Source organism: Paenibacillus sp. ACRSA (assembly GCF_022346845.1).
GTDB lineage: Bacteria > Bacillota > Bacilli > Paenibacillales > Paenibacillaceae > Paenibacillus.
Genome location: NZ_JAKRNP010000006.1, coordinates 66,486 through 84,649 on the forward strand (window position 1 = coordinate 66,486; position 18,164 = coordinate 84,649).

At 44.6% G+C, this 18,164-nt stretch carries 17 protein-coding genes; 1 reads left to right on the plus strand and 16 read right to left on the minus strand.

Annotated features, from left to right (window positions below):
- Positions 1–11 precede the first annotated feature (11 nt).
- Both MH215_RS18060 and MH215_RS18065 read right to left on the minus strand, forming a co-directional pair.
- Positions 12–971, minus strand: a complete 960-nt coding sequence (locus MH215_RS18060; protein WP_128101106.1) for an ABC transporter permease — start codon at positions 969–971, stop codon at positions 12–14.
- A gap of 10 nt (positions 972–981) precedes the next feature.
- Entirely contained in the window at positions 982–1,746 is a 765-nt protein-coding gene (locus MH215_RS18065; RefSeq protein WP_239292277.1) for an alpha/beta hydrolase, read from the minus strand.
- Positions 1,747–2,216: 470 nt separating this feature from the next.
- On the opposite strand from MH215_RS18065, the gene MH215_RS18070 reads away from it, so the two are divergent.
- Complete coding sequence (locus tag MH215_RS18070) at positions 2,217–3,128, plus strand: serine hydrolase domain-containing protein (RefSeq protein WP_239292279.1); 912 nt, start codon at positions 2,217–2,219, stop codon at positions 3,126–3,128.
- Between the two features lie 119 nt (positions 3,129–3,247).
- On the opposite strand, the gene MH215_RS18075 is transcribed toward MH215_RS18070, so the two are convergent.
- The 14 genes from MH215_RS18075 to MH215_RS18140 form a co-directional block, all read right to left on the minus strand.
- The gene (locus MH215_RS18075) at positions 3,248–3,502 is read right to left on the minus strand and encodes an AbrB/MazE/SpoVT family DNA-binding domain-containing protein (RefSeq protein ID WP_024629045.1); all 255 of its coding nucleotides are present in this window, start codon (positions 3,500–3,502) and stop codon (positions 3,248–3,250) included.
- Between the two features lie 172 nt (positions 3,503–3,674).
- Positions 3,675–4,139: a tRNA (uridine(34)/cytosine(34)/5-carboxymethylaminomethyluridine(34)-2'-O)-methyltransferase TrmL gene (gene trmL, locus MH215_RS18080; protein ID WP_239292290.1), complete on the minus strand. Its 465-nt coding sequence runs from the start codon at positions 4,137–4,139 to the stop codon at positions 3,675–3,677.
- 216 nt (positions 4,140–4,355) lie between these two features.
- Positions 4,356–5,447: a 3-phosphoserine/phosphohydroxythreonine transaminase gene (gene serC, locus MH215_RS18085; protein ID WP_239292846.1), complete on the minus strand. Its 1,092-nt coding sequence runs from the start codon at positions 5,445–5,447 to the stop codon at positions 4,356–4,358.
- Positions 5,448–5,679: 232 nt separating this feature from the next.
- Positions 5,680–7,104 (minus strand): type I glutamate--ammonia ligase, encoded by a 1,425-nt coding sequence (gene glnA, locus MH215_RS18090; protein ID WP_145047954.1) that lies wholly within the window; start codon positions 7,102–7,104, stop codon positions 5,680–5,682.
- 407 nt (positions 7,105–7,511) lie between these two features.
- A complete protein-coding gene (aroF, locus tag MH215_RS18095) occupies positions 7,512–8,576 on the minus strand; it encodes a 3-deoxy-7-phosphoheptulonate synthase (RefSeq protein ID WP_056698489.1) in 1,065 nt (354 codons plus the stop codon).
- Positions 8,577–8,853: 277 nt separating this feature from the next.
- Positions 8,854–9,807, minus strand: coding sequence for a 4-hydroxy-3-methylbut-2-enyl diphosphate reductase (locus tag MH215_RS18100; protein WP_239292848.1), 954 nt, complete (start codon positions 9,805–9,807; stop codon positions 8,854–8,856).
- A 69-nt stretch (positions 9,808–9,876) separates the two neighbouring features.
- Positions 9,877–11,337 carry a sensor histidine kinase gene (locus tag MH215_RS18105; RefSeq protein ID WP_056698496.1) on the minus strand — a complete coding sequence of 487 codons (1,461 nt, stop codon included), beginning with the start codon at positions 11,335–11,337 and terminating at the stop codon, positions 9,877–9,879.
- A 1-nt stretch (position 11,338) separates the two neighbouring features.
- Positions 11,339–12,028 (minus strand): response regulator transcription factor, encoded by a 690-nt coding sequence (locus tag MH215_RS18110; protein WP_056698500.1) that lies wholly within the window; start codon positions 12,026–12,028, stop codon positions 11,339–11,341.
- Between the two features lie 135 nt (positions 12,029–12,163).
- The gene (locus MH215_RS18115) at positions 12,164–13,834 is read right to left on the minus strand and encodes a S1C family serine protease (RefSeq protein ID WP_239292292.1); all 1,671 of its coding nucleotides are present in this window, start codon (positions 13,832–13,834) and stop codon (positions 12,164–12,166) included.
- A gap of 369 nt (positions 13,835–14,203) precedes the next feature.
- Positions 14,204–14,866 (minus strand): response regulator, encoded by a 663-nt coding sequence (locus MH215_RS18120; RefSeq protein WP_239292294.1) that lies wholly within the window; start codon positions 14,864–14,866, stop codon positions 14,204–14,206.
- Positions 14,863–15,900 (minus strand): sensor histidine kinase, encoded by a 1,038-nt coding sequence (locus tag MH215_RS18125; protein WP_056698511.1) that lies wholly within the window; start codon positions 15,898–15,900, stop codon positions 14,863–14,865. Before MH215_RS18125 ends, MH215_RS18120 begins: the two co-directional genes overlap by 4 nt.
- 3 nt (positions 15,901–15,903) lie before the next feature.
- On the minus strand, positions 15,904–16,947 hold the full coding sequence (gene liaF, locus MH215_RS18130; protein ID WP_239292305.1) for a cell wall-active antibiotics response protein LiaF: 1,044 nt from the start codon (positions 16,945–16,947) through the stop codon (positions 15,904–15,906).
- A gap of 208 nt (positions 16,948–17,155) precedes the next feature.
- Entirely contained in the window at positions 17,156–17,362 is a 207-nt protein-coding gene (locus tag MH215_RS18135) for a hypothetical protein (protein ID WP_235540651.1), read from the minus strand.
- Positions 17,363–17,455: 93 nt separating this feature from the next.
- Positions 17,456–17,998, minus strand: a complete 543-nt coding sequence (locus MH215_RS18140) for a 3D domain-containing protein (RefSeq protein ID WP_082560488.1) — start codon at positions 17,996–17,998, stop codon at positions 17,456–17,458.
- Positions 17,999–18,164 lie beyond the last annotated feature (166 nt).

The following is an 18,164-nucleotide window of genomic DNA, read 5'->3' on the forward strand; positions in this document are numbered from 1 at the left end:
CTCCTCCTCTCTTATCGGAACAATCCGTCTCCGCCAAGCCATTTCGCAAATCGGTCAGCGAGAAGCAACAAAATCATGTTCACGATGGAACGGAATAGGCTGACTGCTGTCGAGAATGAGAAATCGGTTGAAGACTGGAACGTGATTCGATAGATATATACATCGAGCACTTCTGATACATTTTTAGTTGCAGCGTTAGCTAAGTTGAAGATCTGGTCGAAACCGGAAGACATGAGTCCACCAACCGACAGAATAAACATAACCGTGATTGTTGGAAGAATGTTAGGCAGCGTGATACGGAACATCTGCTGCATACGCGAAGCTCCGTCAATCTGTGCTGATTCATACTGATCCTGGTCAATACCGGATATAGCCGCTAGGAAGATAATTGCGCCCCACCCGCTTGATTTCCAGATATCAGTCAATAACAGCATGGGTACGAAGTTCGATTCGGAACCTAAGAAGTTAATCGTTGGCAATCCGAGTAATCCAAGCGCACTATTTACCAGTCCGTCATAAGCCAACACGTTGATAACTACCCCGGATACAATGATCCAAGACAGGAAGTGTGGGAAGGTAAGGACGGTTTGGAACCATTTCTTCCCTCTGCGCATTCGCAATTCATTCAGCAACAATGCCAGAATGATCGGGAACGGGAACTGGATGATCAATTTCAAAATATTGATGTACAGCGTTCGCCATACGGCATCGATAAAGGTTGGGTCACGGAAAACATATTTAAAATTCTCAAATCCGCTCCATGGACTGCCCCAGATTCCCAAGTTTGCCTTGTAGTCTTTGAATGCCAGAGATAGACCTCCCATCGGCATGTAGGCAAATAGGATCAACCAGACAAGTCCCGGTATCAGTAGGGTATATGTCATTCGGTGCTTCCAGATTTCACTCCAGAGCGAATTGCCTTTCACGTGTCCCTTCAGCTTTTTGCTGGGTCCTTCGGCTGCAGGTTTCATTTGCATCTCCTCACTCTACTTTGGTCTTGTCGTTATACAGAAAATCAAACATCGTTCTTAGGTGCTGTTCCCAAAATCTCCATTCATGAGTGCCTGGTGTCTCCACATACCGAAATTCAAAAGCGGTATCCTGCATATATTGGGCAAATGCTCGATTCATCTCGACAAATGGATCATGATCACCGCAGCAACTCAGAATATCGGGTAAAGTTCCACCCAGCTGCAGCAAGTTGGCTGACAAGGTGTACAGATCCTGATTAGGCTTCACTACCAACTGTTCACCAAAAACCGCTTTCATTTCTTTGATCATGCCTGGAGGCATCATCGGATCTTGTAAACGTTTCTGAATATCTGTCACACCCGATAAGGAAACGACTTTGCGATATCGTTCTGGATAAGTCAGTGCACATTTCAGCGCACCATATCCACCCATAGATAAACCGGCAACATACGTCTTCGCTGGATCGGAATTCAGATTAAGCTGACGCTTGCATAAGTCAGGCAACTCCTGAGTGATGTAGTGGAAGTAATTCAGGCCGTATTCCATATCCGTGTAATAGCTTCGATTCGCTTCTGGCATAATGATGGTACAGCCATACTGCTGAGCGTACATTTCGATTGTGGTCAGACGCTGCCATGTACTTGCATTATCGCCTGCTCCATGCAGCAGATATAGCGTACCGCCTGAAGTCTCTCCAGAGTCACTGGACACAACATGTATGCTCGTATTCATGCATAACGTGGGTGATCCCGTTTCGATCGTTATATGCGCCATTTGTAACCCCTTTCATTATCGACTGCCGCCTTCACTCTACTCTTTTGCGCTGTTTGCCTGCAGCATGTCGTAGATTCCCCTGTTGTTTGCTGGGTTATCGAAACGATTCTCTCGAATCGTTTCAAATTCAATCAACTTTAATATATATGGACTTGGAAAAGCCATAATTCACTTGGAAGCGATTTCTTCGAATCGTTTCGAATAAATCATAATCCCGATCAGTAAATCCTGTCAATAACCTTTTTACATTTTTCGCGCTTTTTTTGTTAAAAAATAAGTTCCACAGCCAATAAATTGCGCCAAAAGGCACTTTTTCTGATGGGTAACTGCTTATGCGTAACCGTTTGCTCATCATTCATTGACATCAAACCCGGAATGTACTAACATAAACCCTAATTTTGCATTTGATTAAGGAAACGTTTCACCAACCTAGTTCACTAGGGTTTCATCCTGCGGAAGGTGGTTTATAAATGACTAACAAGCTAAATGGATTTGTTCATAAAATCATGAATGAACGTCTTAACGTGTTATCCGCTCGCGTATTACATAAAGGAGATCTCATTGCACAATGGGATCTCAATCAAGACACTCGACGATTACAACATTCCATTAGTAAATCCTTCACATGCATGGCTGTTGGTCTTGCGATCGAAGAAGGCTTACTTCACCTAAATTCAACACTTGGCGATTATTTCACATACGATAGTCCCACCTCCATCACCGAGACGATGTTTCCGCCACAGCAGTTAATGTTGGTGGATCTACTTCGTATGTCTTCTGGACATGACAATCCTCCACTACACGTAGAAGAACGCGCCTCTTTGGAAGAGAAGGATTGGGTCAAATATTACATGTCGCTACCCTTGGATCGAATGCCAGGGAAACAATTTACCTACAGTAGTGGGGATACCTTCATGATCTCGGCTCTGTTTCAAGCAGCAACTGGCCAAACCGTGAAAGACTATCTAACCCCACGCTTATTTGAACCACTGGGTATACATGATGTCGATTGGGAAACCTCTCCACTTGGCGTTACTTTGGGTTGTGCGGGTCTTTGGATTAGCAATGAGGAGTTAAGTCGATTCGGACAATTGCTTCTTCAAGAGGGCAACTGGAAGGGGCAGCAGCTTATACCTGCTGAGTGGATTCAATGTGCTACACGTAGACAGATGATCACATCTGGAGACGCTGATTGGGGTAAGGGTTACGGGTTTCAATTCTGGATGTGTTCGCATGATGCATACCGTGCTGACGGTGCTCACGGTCAACTGTGTATCATGTTGCCTACACAGCAAGCTGTCATCGCAATCAACAGTGAAGAAGATCAAATGCAGAAGATTCTTGATGCCGTATGGACTGAGATTCTCCCCATCCTAACTTAAGTAATGCTCAGGATCTCAGCTACATATATTTGGCTTCTCTCTCTCATATCCATCTGTTAGTCTGTCTAGCCTTCAAAAAGAAAAAACGCCATGGAGCGCTTCTCCATGACGTAATCTTATTACCCGTGCTGTGGAAGCTGGGTCATTTCATCTAAACATTGTGCGCATATGTAACGCTCTTTGAACTCATTGACTTCTTCCATTGATCCACAGAAAATACATTTCGGACGATATCTCTCCAAAATAATATGATCCCCTTGAACTAGGATCTCTACAGGATCTCCTTCATTCATTTGATACCTTTTACGCAAAGATTTAGGCAATACGATCCTACCCAATTGGTCAACTTTGCGAACGACTCCAGCTGGCTTCATAGCTACGGCACACCTCTCCTATCTCACTCTAAATTTCTAGGTACATTTGTACTAAGTTTATAGATTCGCCAACATTTTGTCGAATCCTGCTGGAAATAAACATTTTTTGTCCTTTTTTTTGAAAAATGTTTTTTTTGACCATTCGTAACCTAATTAGCAGGACGGAACCCGATCAATCTAGACCCGGGAATTCCAGTTGACGCAATGCCTCATATGCGATAATCGCTGCGGAGTTTGAGAGATTCAACGACCGTACGTCACCTGTCATTGGCATTCTCATGCACGTTTCTGGGTTAGCTGCAATAAGTTCCGGCGGAAGTCCTTTGGTTTCTTTACCAAAAACGAGGAAATCCCCATCACGGAATTCAAAATCGCTATACCGATTCTTCGCCTTCGTCGTTGCGTAGAAAAATCGTCCTTCAGGGTATTTCTCTTGAACTTCAGCAAAAGAATCATGATATTCGATGTGTACAGCATGCCAGTAATCCAAGCCTGCACGTTTCAGTGTAGCGTCATCCGTACGAAACCCCAGTGGGTGAACCAGATGTAGGTGGATGCCGGTAGCCGCGCATGTGCGGGATATATTGCCCGTATTCGCAGGAATCTCGGGCTCAACCAGAACAATGTGTAAAGCCATATAGGTTCGATCTCCTTTTTCATTCATGTTTAACGACAATCCCTTAATCTTAAAGAAAAGCCCTCCACACGTCAATGTGGAAGGCTCTGGAAAGGCACAGTTGCAACGTTTTAAGAGGTTATTCAACAAGTCCGCTTTTAATTACGAAGGATGACGACCTTTTTGAACACGCAATTTATTGCGCAATCTCTTGTTGATCCTGTGACTCTCTCCTCTTTACCCGTTCGTTTGTTGGAAGTGGTTCATAAAGTCCGTGAGTGCTTTCACACTCTCATATGGAGCTGCATTGTAGATAGATGCTCGCAGACCACCTACGCTACGGTGTCCTTTCAGACCTACAAATCCTTCTTGCTCAGAAGCCTTAATAAATTGTTTCTCCAGCTCCTCTGTCGCTAGACGGAATGTAACGTTCATCAAGGAACGGTCATTAACATCAACGCAACCACGATAGAAGTCACCGGAAGAATCAATTGTATTATAGAGCAATTCGGCTTTCTTCTTATTCTTTTGCTCGACACCTGCCAGGCCGCCCTGCTCTTCAATCCATCTCAATACTTCATTCACCATATATACCGAGAAAGAAGGAGGTGTGTTGTAGAGGGAGTTATTCTCCACATGTGTACTGTAACGGAACATCGTAGGGATTGTTTTAGGTGACTCACTCACTAGCTCTTCACGAGCAATGACAACCGTAATCCCCGATGGGCCCAAGTTCTTCTGCGCACCAGCGTAGATCATCCCGAATTGATTCAAGTCAAATGGTTTACAGAAGATATCACTGGACATATCTGCAATCAGAGGCACAGAGCCTGTATCTGGGAAGACCTTGAACTGTGTCCCTTCAATCGTTTCATTGGATGTTAAATGCACATATGCACTGTTTTCTGGCAGGCTTAGATTCGATACATCTGGAAGCTTCATGAATTTGTCTGCTTCGGAAGAAGCGATCACTTGAGCCTCACCAATTAATTTAGCCTCAGACAGTGCTTTTTTAGCCCAGCTGCCTGTATTCACATAACTGGCTGTCTGACCCGCACCGAGCAAGTTCATAGGCAACATGGCGAATTGCGTACTTGCACCGCCCTGTAGAAATAGCACCTTGTAGCCTTTCGGGCTGCCAAGCAAAGATAATAAACGATCTTGAGCTTCGTTATGTACCGATTCGTACACAGCTCCACGGTGGGACATCTCCATAATCGACATACCTGTATTACGAAAATCAACAAATTCCGCCTGAGCACGCTCCAAAACCTCAAGTGGCAGTGCCGCTGGTCCTGCATTAAAATTATACGCTCTCTTTGTCAAAATATCCCCCGCCCTTTCCATCCATAGCTTACATAAGAAGTAAATATTATCGCTATGATATCAGTATTCCCTATATGCTTCAAGTGAAATAAGCACTGAAAACATAATCTAAGCTATCAAATTCCTTTATCACCCTGCAAAGTTAAAGCACTACAACATTTCGATTCGAGGAAAAGCCTCCGAGAACGAATCCCGGAGGCTTTTTCTGAATGAGGAACAGTCCGTTCCGACTGGATTAGCAGTCGAAGTAGAGGCTGTACTCGTGCGGATGAATGCGAATCGCTACCGCTTTAGCTTCATCACGTTTGAGGTTGATATAGTTATCAATGAATTCTTTAGTGAATACGCCGCCTTCAGTCAAGAATTCGTTATCAGCTGCCAGTGCATCAAGCGCTTCTTCCAAAGAAGCTGGCACGCTGCGGATGTTTTCTTTATCTGCATCGGACAGATCATAGATATTTTTGTCCAGTGGACCATATCCAAGCTCTGTTGGGTTGATTTTACGTTTGATTCCGTCCAGACCCGCCATCAACATTGCGGAGAATGCCAGGTAAGGGTTAGCTGTGGAGTCAGGTGTACGGAACTCGATACGACAACCTTTAGGTGTCACTGCTGCAACTGGGATACGAACTGCTGCAGAACGGTTACCTTTGGAGTAAACCAAGTTAACTGGTGCTTCATAACCAGGTACGAGACGTTTAAATGAGTTCGTACTAGGGTTAGTCAAAGCGATCAGCGCTGGAGCATGGTACAGAATGCCTCCGATGTAGTGCAGAGCCATTTCACTCAAGTTAGCATATCCCGCTTTGTCATAGAACAATGGGGAATCGCCATCGAAGATGGATTGGTGTACGTGCATACCGCTACCGTTGTCACCAAACAATGGTTTTGGCATGAATGTAGCTACTTTGCCATATTGACGTGCAGTGTTGTGCACGATGTATTTGTATACAAGCAGGTTATCTGCTGTTTTCTTCAACGTATCAAAGCGGAAGTTGATTTCGGCTTGACCTGCTGTCGCCACTTCATGGTGATGACGCTCGATCGACAAACCTGCTTCTTCCAGGAGACGACACATTTCACTACGAATATCTTGTTGAGTATCAACTGGAGCTACTGGAACATATCCGCCTTTAGTGCGAACTTTGAAGCCCAAGTTACCGCCTTCTTCTTTGCGGTTTGTGTTCCAAGATGCTTCTTCGGAATCAACATAGTAAGAAGAACTGTTCGTACCGCTCTCGTAACGTACATCGTCGAAGATGAAGAACTCAGACTCAGGTGCGAAGAATGCTGCTGTACCAACGCCACTTTCTTTCAGGAAAGCTTCTGCTTTAACAGCGATGCTGCGTGGGTCACGCTCATAACGCTCACCATCAGGTGTGAAGATATCACACATAACATTCAATGTAGGGTGTGCTGTGAACGGATCGACATATGTCGCTTCAGGGTCTGGCATCATAACCATATCGGACTCTTCAATTCCACGGAAACCTTGGATAGAAGAACCGTCAAAAGCTACTCCATTTACGAATGTGTCTGCATCAACAGCCGAAGCTGGCAACGAGATGTGATGTGCACGACCAGCTAAATCTACAAAACGAAAATCTACCCACTCGATGTTGTTCTCTTGAATTGATTTCAATACGTTTTCAACCGACATGTATTCGTCCTCCCAAATATTCCGAACAATAAACAACCCCACTAATGAAAATGTCCATATTCGAATTTTTTTCTGTCGTCATTATAAAATCTCAAACATGACATCGTCAATACTTATGTAAGGTATTTTTTGCGAAGATGTTAGATATACTCACATTTTATAAATACACTAACTTCATATAACAACTTGTACAAGTTATATTTAATCGATTTAATGCGGTAAAGCAGGCGTATTTACACCTAAATTGTGGAAAAAACTTCACATCATAAATGTTTCTTATCACTATTGATTAATAAATCCATTCAATGCCCAAAAGAATGAAAAACCGGACATCCTTAAGCTGCATTCATGTTGAATGAACGGCCTGAAGATGTCCGGAATTATTGCACATATAGCTTACATATAAATTATACGCCGACTCTAGCTGGGAAGAACTCTGCTGGTTGTTTAGCTGTGTTGAATGTTTTACCTACGATCGGTGCCAACTTCTCAAGATCCTGCAATAGGTTGGCAAATTGATCAGGGAACAACGACTGTACACCGTCTCCTGTCATGGAGTTATCCGGATCCGTATGCATCTCAATGATCAGACCATTTGCGCCCGCTGCAACGGAAGCCTTCGTCATTGGCTCAACGAGCTCACGACGTCCAGTACCGTGACTTGGGTCTGAAATGACCGGCAGATGGCTCAGAGACTGCAATACAGGGATTGCTGACAGGTCGAGCGTGTTACGAGTGTATGATTCGAAAGTACGGATCCCACGCTCACAGAGCATTACATTGGGGTTACCGCCTGCTAGAATGTATTCTGCCGCATTTAATAGCTCATCATAAGTCGCACTGAATCCACGTTTCAACAGTACAGGTTTACCGCACTCGCCCAATTTACGCAACAGATCAAAATTCTGCATATTACGTGTACCTACTTGCAGAATATCAGCGTACTCTGCACAGATATCTACATATTCCGGTGTCATGACTTCTGTGATGGTTAACAGGTCATGCTTCTTACCTGCTTCAGCCATCATGATCAAACCTTCCACGCCTGTACCTTGGAAGCTGTATGGACCTGTACGTGGTTTAAACGCACCGCCACGAAGCACCTGTCCTCCTGCTGCTTTCACCAGACCAGCGATCTCATCGATCTGTGCAGCGGATTCAACCGCACATGGTCCACCCATGACAACAAGTTCCTTACCGCCAATGTCAACGCCCTTAATTGAGATCACTGTATCTTCTGGGTGGAAGTCACGACTTGCCAATTTGTAAGACTTCGAGATTTTGACTACATTCTCTACACCCTTCATTTGACGAAGATGCTCCTGCATTTTAGGTTCTACTTTGCCGATCAAGCCGATGATTGTACGATCTTCTCCCCGTGAAATATGAACTTGAAGACCTTCCTTTTCAATTACGGCTACAATATCCTGAATCTGTTCCTCCGGAGTAGCTTTGCCTGCAATAACGATCATAATATATTCCCATCCTTCCTTGTATGTGAGGTTGTTCAATATGTTCGTTTCTGATTACGAACAATAAAAGCACTAAATAAAGTGCATCTGATTATTAACTATTCTCTATCACGCTTAAACGCTTGTTCGCTTTTAAGCTTTTAATCACTAAAGTAAATATACCATAGTCAGCCTTCTTCGTCAAGGACCTCATACGTTTGCACATCATCCAAAAAAAAGAATCTTGCGAGCTAGGTTCCAAAGGCAATGGAAGACTAGCGCAAGATTCATTCTGGTTTTAGGTCGTACGTGTTTTCTCACGCACAGGTGGTAACAGTTTACTCATATTCACAGTACGTTTAATTTCCCACGTCTCTGGTTGATCATGCTCATACTGCTCCAGATAAGTAATAACTTCCTTCGTGATCGGTGTCGGCGTTGAAGCGCCCGAGGTAACCGCTACTTTGTTCACGCCCTTCAGCCACTCCTGCTGAATCTCAGCTACGTCAGACACACGGTAAGCTGTTACACCCGCGATTTCTTCGGATACCTGAGCTAGTCGGTTTGAGTTATTACTCCGCGGATCACCAACAACGATAACGAGATCCGATTGTCCTGCTTGTTCAGCTACAGCTTCCTGACGAACCTGTGTTGCGAGACATATTTCATTGTGGATTTCGGCACCTGGAAACTTCTCCAGAAGACGACTCATAATATGTTTGATGTCCCACTGGCTCATTGTAGTCTGATTGGTAATCAGAATCTTGCCATTTGGTACATTCAACTGATCGATCTCTTCTTCCTTTTCAATCAGATGAACCTGATCTGGAGCAACACCAATGGCGCCTTCAGGTTCTGGATGGTTCTTTTTGCCGATATAGATAATCTGATACCCTTCAGCCGTCTTCTCACGAATAAGGTCATGAGTTTTCGTAACATCTGGACAAGTTGCATCCACTGTAGTCAAGCCTTTATCACGTGCCAGCTTACGGACTTCTGGAGATACACCATGGGCTGTAAAAATAACAGTGCCACTCTCCACCTGACTCAAAATTTCCATCCGATTAGGTCCATCCAGTGTAACGATGCCTTCATCTTCAAAAGAATCTGTCACATGTTTGTTGTGAACAATCATTCCCAATATATATATAGGCCGGGGTAGATCTAGATTACGTGCAGCCTGACGTGCCAAAACCATGGCATCCACAACTCCGTAACAATATCCCCTTGGCGAAATTCGCAGTACTTCCACTTTGGTTGCCACCCGCTTTCTTTCTTCGGCAAGCTTGCCGATGTAATTGCAGTCCACTCTATTATACCTTTATTCGATAGGGGGAGCAAAGACAACAGGCAACCAGATAATAAATGTGGTACCTTCTCCACGTTTAGTGACGACTTCTACCGAGCCATGATGCTCTTCAATGATCCACTTGGCAATTGATAGCCCCAAGCCGATTCCTGGTGTCGCTCCGCGTGATTCATCTGCACGATAGAAACGGTCAAAGATAAACGGTACCTCGTCTCGCTCCATTCCAATGCCTGTATCACTAATACGCAGCCCTACCTGACCTTTGTACAATATAGCGTCAAGTGTGACTGACCCTTCCGGAGTGTATTTAAACGCATTCTCAATAAAAATAAACAGCATTTGCTGCAAATAATCTTTGCTGCCATTGACATAGATCCCGTTGAGGATCGATAGATCGCCCTGACGCCATTCGGATTGACGATCTAGGAATTGGGATCTGCGAGCCACTTCCTGCACTAGAATCTGCAATGGAATTGGATTCAGCTCAATCTTCTGACCGGTATCCGCTCTCGCCAGTGACAACATGTCACTAATCAGCCGGCTCATCCGTTTCCCCTCATCTGCCATATCCTCAATCGCCTCAAGCGACATCTCTTTAACCGTTTCTTCATCAAGATTCGGACGATCCGTACTTTCCTGATCCCACAGCTTCTTGAGGAAATCTACGTTACCACGTATTGTCGTAAGTGGCGTACGTAGCTCATGCGATGCATCAGATACGAAACGCCGTTGAGCTGTATTGGTCTCTTCCAAGCCCCGGAAGGATAGTTCTGTCCGTTCAAGCATGTTATTCACTGTTTCAATGAGCCGGCCAATCTCATCCTTCGGCCCTGTGTATTGAATACGGACACTTAGGTCATTTCCTGACTGAATCTGATTCGCAGCATCAATTACATTAACCAGCGGCCGCATGGATTTACGAGCCAAAATAAGCCCCGATGTAATGGCAAGAGCCATAGCCACAAGCCAGCCAAAGATCAATATATTACGCAGTGCTTCCAGAAGTCGCTCCTGGGAAGTAACATTGGCTCCCACTTGCAGAAGTCCCCTAATTTCATTCGTTCCTTGAAGGGACAACGGCTGTTGATTCACGAGAAAGGGAGTGCCATGCACATATATTTTGGATATGCCTCGCTGTTCCCGTATGTCCTTCAGCTCCACAACAGGAAAATCAATGCCAGCCTTCTCCATATTTCCTGAGATCTTGATCGATCTGCTCTGATAATCCACCAGTTGAATATAGATCTGTGCTTCTTGAAGCTGACTTTCTGTAAATGGATCTAGGTCGAGCGATTGAGAAAGCGGATTAACACCAATTTGTTCTGTAATGCGTTCGCTCTTAACCTTTAGTTGCTGTTCCACTTCCTGATAAGAGTTAAAATAGACAAAAGCATAAATCACGACGGCCCAGAAGATAAGCACGGCTGCCAAAATACCCGAATACCATGCGGTTAATCTTAACCGAATGGACATATCAGGAATCACCTCTTAGGATATAACCCGCTCCCCGAATGGTCTGGATCAAGCGTTTGCCTCCATACTCTTCAGTTTTTTGTCTTAACATCGCGATATATACTTCTAGAACATTAGATTCTCCGCTGTAATCATAGCCCCAGATTTTGTCCATAATGAGATCACGGGATAACACTCTTTTTGGATTTTGCATAAATAAATTCAGAAGTTCAAACTCCTTGGCAGTAAGTTCTAACCGTTGTCCATCACGCAACACTTCACGGGAATCATTATCGAGAATGATGTCCTCGTACACAAGTCGGTTGTCCTGTTTATCGACAATGTCCGCTTTACGGCGTAGCAGTGCACGAACACGAGCAAGCAGCTCTTCAAGGGCAAACGGTTTAACCAAATAATCATCCGCTCCCGTATCCAGTCCTGTTACCCGGCTCTGTACTTCGTCTTTGGCCGTTAGCATGAGAACTGGCACTTTACTGCCCGCTTCTCGTAATCTCCGGCACACCTCAAATCCGTCAATCTGGGGCATCATGACATCTAGAACGACAATATCCGGTTCCTTATCCATCAGTTTACTGAGACCCTCAGCTCCATTGGAAGCCGTCTGTACTTCATAACCTTCAAATGCCAGCCCCCGACGAAGCATGGACACGATTTTTTCATCATCATCAACAATCAGAATAGTTGAGCGCATGGTCTTTCTCCTTTATCCTACATTTTATTCCTATTGTAACAGGCAGAAGCACAATCTGCATCTTGAGGCAAAAAAAGCGAAAGGGCCCTCAAACCCTTCCGCTTATCTGTTTTTGCAACAACCGTCTTTCAACGATTAAGGTTGCGTTTGTTGTTGTTCATTTGAAGTTTGTGAAGTATCGTAATCGTTTTTGTTACCGATCTTAATCTTGATATCCATTTTCTTACCGTCACGAACGACGTTCAACGTTACTTCACTACCAATTTCCTGTTTCTTGATGAAATCGATCAAGTCTTGGCTTGTATTGTACGGCGTACCATTGGCACCTGTAATGATGTCATATGCCCGCAGGTCTGCTTGATAAGCCGGAGATTGATAGATCGTGCTTGCTACTACAGAACCTTCAGTAATGTCAGTTCCCATTTGTTTAGCAACTTCAGGTGTGAGTGCCATCAGAGATGCACCGATGAACGGTACTGGCTCTTTTGGAACTTCTTTGTTTTCTTTCAGGTATTTCACTGCTTCCGAAATTACACTCGAAGGAATAGCAAATCCAATTCCTTGCGCATCTGCACTCACGGCAACGTTCATACCGATTACTTCACCATTAAGGTTGAGCAATGGACCACCGGAGTTACCAGGGTTGATCGACGCATCTGTTTGCAGCAAGTGACTGTATTCACGTGTTTTGCCTGTTTCTTCGTCTGGAATGCTAATTGTACGTTCTTTCGCACTCAGAACACCTGCAGTAACAGTGTGCTCGAATCCTTCAGGGTTACCAATCGCCACAAGCCATTCACCGACCTGTGTGCTGTTGGAATCACCTAATGGAGCTACAGGGAAATCAGCATCGCCACTGTTTTTCTCAATTTTCAGTACAGCTAGGTCAAGATCAAAGCTACTTCCCAGCAGTTTAGCTTCATAAGGCTTACTATTGTTCTCTAAAGTTACCTGAATAACATCTGCACCTTGGACTACGTGCTGGTTCGTGAGGATATAGCCTTCTTTGTCAAAAATAAATCCAGAACCAATGCCCAGTGGGACAAGTTGATTGCTACTTTGCTGTTGCTGTTGTTGCTGCTGCTGCTGATTTTGGTCTTGGTTACCATTGGTTCCACCATTACCGAAGAAATATTGATATAGTGGGTCACTCATCGTAGAACCGCCTTGGTAACCACCACTACGAGTTGATTGCTTCGCCAATGTCTCAATCTTGACTACAGCCGGGCTAGTGTTCGTCACAACGGATGACACATCCGTTTTACCTGTAGGCAAGAGCGATGCCGTTACATTGTTGCCTCCACCCGTGTTTGTAGAAGACTCTTTGCTTGCGCTCTCGCTTTGGGCACTTGTCATTGATGCTTGCGGTGTGAACATGTTCGTTGTGTCCGCCACGTACATTAGAACAGTAATAACTAACATCCCTGCAATGAAGGAGAACATAAGGGATCTGACGGACGAGCGTGGGCGACGATTGTTATAGTTCCAATTCCCACCTTTGCCGTCGTTACCGCCATTTCCACCACCGTTTCCTGCCTTACCTCGACTAGCCTCTTCGGAAGATCCTTGACTGTAATATGAAGGTACCGGCTTCACAGGATCAGGTCTTGTAATCTGCACGTCACCTTCTGCACGCTGGTTCGTATCCCCTTGATGACTTGCTGTATCTTCCTGATTCACGGACTGAAAAGGTCCATAAGAATAATAATATGAGGAATCGTCCGATCCGGAAGAATTACGGTTCTCCGTTTGCTTTGTTTCATTTTCCTCGTCTTGACGGCTTGATCTATAATTACGTTCGTCCATGCCTCTCTACCTCCCAATCTCTTCTTCGTAAGAGATAATCTTTAACTGTCCTTATTTTGTACTTTAAACCTTAACTGTACCTTAAAAACAATTAAAAAGGAGATAAAAGCCTATCATAATAAGTTCATGTTCAAAAAGTACGATTTTCAGTACCGAAAAGATGGGATGAAACTAGAAATGGAGTAGCGGAGCGTAGGAGGGCTACGTGAGCAACTACATGTTTCCGAAGGAAACAAGCTGCGTAAGCATCCACTTATTTCGGTTGAATTCCATATTTGATGCTGATGATGCCATCAGGCATCCTTCGTAATCAAAAGCGGACTTTTTGAACAACCTCTATAAGTTCATTTTTCCCGTCCGACCAGCATTTTAATCCTTCGTCTTAACCCATCCTTGACGATGAGCATAGATTGCCAGTTGTGTTCGATCATCCATTTCACATTTCATCAATAGGTTACTGACATGTGTTTTGACGGTTTTGATACTAATATGTAATTCTTCGCCGATGTCCTTATTTGTCTTACCTTCTGCAATTAGCAGCAACACTTCTTTTTCTCGTTCGGTGAGACCGGACTCACTCTCCCGGGCGGTACGCTGTCTAATTCCACGCGTTAACGCCTGTGAAACATCTCCTGTCATGACTGGCATTCCACGGTAGGCACCTTGCAGGGCATAGATCAATTCCTCGGCAGATACAGTCTTCAACACATAACTCACAGCACCCGCTTCAATGGCCTGTACAACCAGATCATCTTCGAGAAAACTCGTCAACATTACAATTTTCATAGCCGGGAATTCCTTCATGATGGCCTGCGTTGCTTCTGCACCATTCATTACGGGCATCATCAGATCCATCAAGATTAGATCAGGCATCCCACTCTCATCCAGCTTACGCAAATGGTGCAGTGCCGCTTCCCCGTTACCCGCCTCTCCAATCACATGAAATGTCGGCTCCAGCATAAGATACGTCTTCAACCCCATGCGAACCATATCATGATCATCCACAATCATTACCTTCACTTTTCCGCTCATTCGGTCTCCCCCTCTGATTCATTCGGAAATTTCGGGATGAACACCCGTACCGTTGTTCCCGCTCCCGGCTTCGATATAATCTGTACCTGTCCTCCAAGCTTCTCTGCCCGCTCACGCATCGTGGATAACCCATAAGACCCCGGACGGTCGGCTTGTTGCAAGAAACCTTGCCCATCGTCACTAATGCTCATGCTGATCTGATGTTCACTTTCTCGGATCGACAAACTAACAAGCCCTGCTTCGGCATGCTTCACCACATTCGCAACAGCCTCCTGAATAACAAGAAATAGCTGGTGCTCAATGGCATCCGAAATTCCGCCATCCAGTTCCAGCTCTTTCACACCCTTGAGGCCATTCTGCCTGCAGTAATCAGGAAACCAGCTATCCAGTGCAGCAGATAGATCACGTCCCTCCAGCTCGACTGGTCGAAGTTGTGCAATAAGCCCTCGCATCTGCCGCTGTGCAATATGGGACATCTGAATGAGTTGATCCAGCACGTTACGTCCCTGTTCCGGATTTATCTCCAACAGACGCGGTAGTGATGAAGCCGACATATGCATCGCGAATAACTGCTGACTTACTGTATCATGTAGGTCTCTTGCCATTCGTTTGCGCTCTTCGATAACAGCTCGCTCTGAGGCCTGTTCCTTCTCAATGACTTCCTGCTCACCGAGGCGCTGAAGCAACCTCATTTTTTTCTCAATAGAATCCATCATCACATTGAATTCTTGGTATACCCGACCAAACGAAGCATCGTCTGCTTCAGGCATACGAACTGTCAGATTACCTTTAGATACTTTCAGCATGTTGAGATCCAACAGATCAATTTTGCGTTGTAGCCGCAGAGCGGCAATATATCCAGTAACAATGGTGGCTAACACAACTACACCAACATAGGTCCAAGCACGTTGACGGCTCTCACCGGAGAGCACTTCTCCATATAATAAGTAGAAGCCGCCAAGTGTAATCAGACCGGTTAGCGCAAAATACATCATCAGTTCCCATTTATTCGCTTTGAGAATCGTTCGAATCATGTGTTAACCCACCTTATTAACTTTGACATCACCAATAAATACGCTCACAATGATCCGCACCTTTTTGCCTGCTTCACGATAATGTGCAGTTTCAGCCTGAGCACTGCTCATGAAACCACCACGTTTCTGGTTGAGCAATGACATATCACCAATGAAGGAATTGGTTGTCACGGTTATACCAAGATCCATATCCTCGGGCACGAATACTTTGACATCCCCTATAAAGTTCGAGATCACAATCTTGGTCTCCCCATACGGGATCTGTGCTTTTGTCAAATCAATCACCGTGTCCCCGATAAATGCGGAGATGTTCATTGGCTTCAGCGTAAATACTTCTTGCCCCATGTCCAGATCGCCAATGAAGGCAGACTTATTAATCGTATCGCCATAGCCGTCGTAGTTCCCATAATCGTTGGAGTGCTGACCATATGGATCACTCGAATCGAATTTCCCATATTTTTTGTTCGCTGAACCATGTGTGCTGTGCTTTTTATATTGTTGATGCTCATAAGAATTTGAATGTTCTTGATCTGTATGGTAAGAACCATATGGATCATGCTTCTGTTCTTGCTTTGGTTTGCCAAATGTTTTCTCAAATTGTTCATCAAATGTAGACTGCATCTCTAGATCTTCTGGTGATAATGGCTGATAAGGCTGTTCAGGTGGTGGAGGTGACTGCATTTTGTCATGATGCTTTCGATCACGTCGCCGTGGCCCAACCAATACAAACAATCCTCCGCCGATCAGCATCACAGGAATCAAATAGCGGATAAACTCTCCCATTGAGTAGTCGATCCATCCCAGGTTGCGTGCCAAAAAGTAACCCCCAATCAACAATACGATAACAGGACCGATGAAAGCGTAGCCCCCATTGCGCCGGATTTCAGAAATTCCTTTGGCTCCCCACCAGATTAAAAACAACGGCCAGTAAGTTCTAAAAATGTATCCTATATCAATGTCATATCCCAATTGTCTGAACAAGATCATTGCACCAATAGCTATGAGGGGTATGCCCACCCACCAGCGGTCCCGCGTAGATCGTTTCATCGCTCATGTCTCCTTCGTCTGTATTCTGTATCCAGTGTACCTCAGACGAGGCTCTGATAACAGCGGCGGCAGATGGAACTCATCTCAGTCTCTAGACCGAGTCCACAGGATATTTATGGTTTTTTTATGTCGTTTCCCATATGTACTTGAAGTATATACACATAATAAAACACCTTGGAGAACATTCTCCAAGGTGTTTGTGTGCAGCTTACTTTTGTGTTTTGCCTGTGTTTTCTACGCCGAACTCAGCGTTATATTTTTCATCAGGTGTTTGAAAATTGTCCTTCACTTTGTTTTGCTCGGATTGTTTAATTTTGCTCGCTACGTTCTCTTGACCAAACTCCGCATTGTACTTCTCGTTTGGCGTTTTGTAACCTTGGGATTTCTTAGCCACAACAATCACCTCTCTCTTCATATTTACGTCTCATTGCTGAGTCGTGGGGTTCGTCCCCAGAGAGTATTATGTGAAGAGAGCCCCCCGCTTATTCATCGATTGAAACTTCCAAAATCATACCGCTTTATCAAGCCATGAATCAGGTACCGATTTATACACATCGATCGCTTGCGACAGCTCGTCCAACATTTGTTCCGTACATTTTCCGCCGCCCTGCTTGATTACCTGAACTTCTACATCCTTTTTGCCCCACTCCTTGTATACCTGCTTCGTTGTAGGGAAATAAAGATCAATTTTGTTGCCCTTAATGGCTGATCCTGTATCTGCCACAATCCCATAGCCATAACCAGGAATATAAAGGATAGAACCTAAAGGAAACAATTTGGGATCGGCAGCGATAGTGGAGACTGTCTCCTTATCTCGCCTTACCTTCACACCAGAATATGTAATCCCATATTGAGGGTGCTTAGGCCCTTTTCCCGTCGACTCAATTCCAGCGGTATAACCCGTTGCCGTTACCTTTTGTGTGCCAAGCACTTGCTCTGAACGAGGAGCCAAAACAGGCATGGACGGGTCCAGAACAACTTGTTTGCCAGGCATCACAGGTTTAGGGATGACAATCGGCTGCGGAGACCACAATAAACCCATGTAGACCATTGTAGTTAACTGAGCTTGATCACTATATTTCTCAGGCAACTTGATTTCTTGCTTTTCTACATGTACTACGTTTGGACTACTGCTGTAACGATTTTCAACATGCCTCACTTCATTTTCCTCTTCGAATGTATACGCCTCTGCCTGATTTATACCTAAGACTAATCCG

What these genes read in the sequence shown, in the direction of transcription:
- MH215_RS18060 (WP_128101106.1), bottom strand. Translation starts at nt 971, where the DNA reads ATGAAACCTGCAGCCGAAGGACCCAGCAAAAAGCTGAAGGGACACGTG.
- MH215_RS18065 (WP_239292277.1), bottom strand. Translation starts at nt 1,746, where the DNA reads ATGGCGCATATAACGATCGAAACGGGATCACCCACGTTATGCATGAAT.
- MH215_RS18070 (WP_239292279.1), top strand. Translation starts at nt 2,217, where the DNA reads ATGACTAACAAGCTAAATGGATTTGTTCATAAAATCATGAATGAACGT.
- MH215_RS18075 (WP_024629045.1), bottom strand. Translation starts at nt 3,502, where the DNA reads ATGAAGCCAGCTGGAGTCGTTCGCAAAGTTGACCAATTGGGTAGGATC.
- trmL (WP_239292290.1), bottom strand. Translation starts at nt 4,139, where the DNA reads ATGGCTTTACACATTGTTCTGGTTGAGCCCGAGATTCCTGCGAATACG.
- glnA (WP_145047954.1), bottom strand. Translation starts at nt 7,104, where the DNA reads ATGTCGGTTGAAAACGTATTGAAATCAATTCAAGAGAACAACATCGAG.
- aroF (WP_056698489.1), bottom strand. Translation starts at nt 8,576, where the DNA reads ATGATCGTTATTGCAGGCAAAGCTACTCCGGAGGAACAGATTCAGGAT.
- MH215_RS18105 (WP_056698496.1), bottom strand. Translation starts at nt 11,337, where the DNA reads ATGTCCATTCGGTTAAGATTAACCGCATGGTATTCGGGTATTTTGGCA.
- MH215_RS18110 (WP_056698500.1), bottom strand. Translation starts at nt 12,028, where the DNA reads ATGCGCTCAACTATTCTGATTGTTGATGATGATGAAAAAATCGTGTCC.
- MH215_RS18115 (WP_239292292.1), bottom strand. Translation starts at nt 13,834, where the DNA reads ATGGACGAACGTAATTATAGATCAAGCCGTCAAGACGAGGAAAATGAA.
- MH215_RS18120 (WP_239292294.1), bottom strand. Translation starts at nt 14,866, where the DNA reads ATGAGCGGAAAAGTGAAGGTAATGATTGTGGATGATCATGATATGGTT.
- MH215_RS18125 (WP_056698511.1), bottom strand. Translation starts at nt 15,900, where the DNA reads ATGATTCGAACGATTCTCAAAGCGAATAAATGGGAACTGATGATGTAT.
- liaF (WP_239292305.1), bottom strand. Translation starts at nt 16,947, where the DNA reads ATGAAACGATCTACGCGGGACCGCTGGTGGGTGGGCATACCCCTCATA.
- MH215_RS18135 (WP_235540651.1), bottom strand. Translation starts at nt 17,362, where the DNA reads ATGAAGAGAGAGGTGATTGTTGTGGCTAAGAAATCCCAAGGTTACAAA.
- MH215_RS18140 (WP_082560488.1), bottom strand. Translation starts at nt 17,998, where the DNA reads ATGGTCTACATGGGTTTATTGTGGTCTCCGCAGCCGATTGTCATCCCT.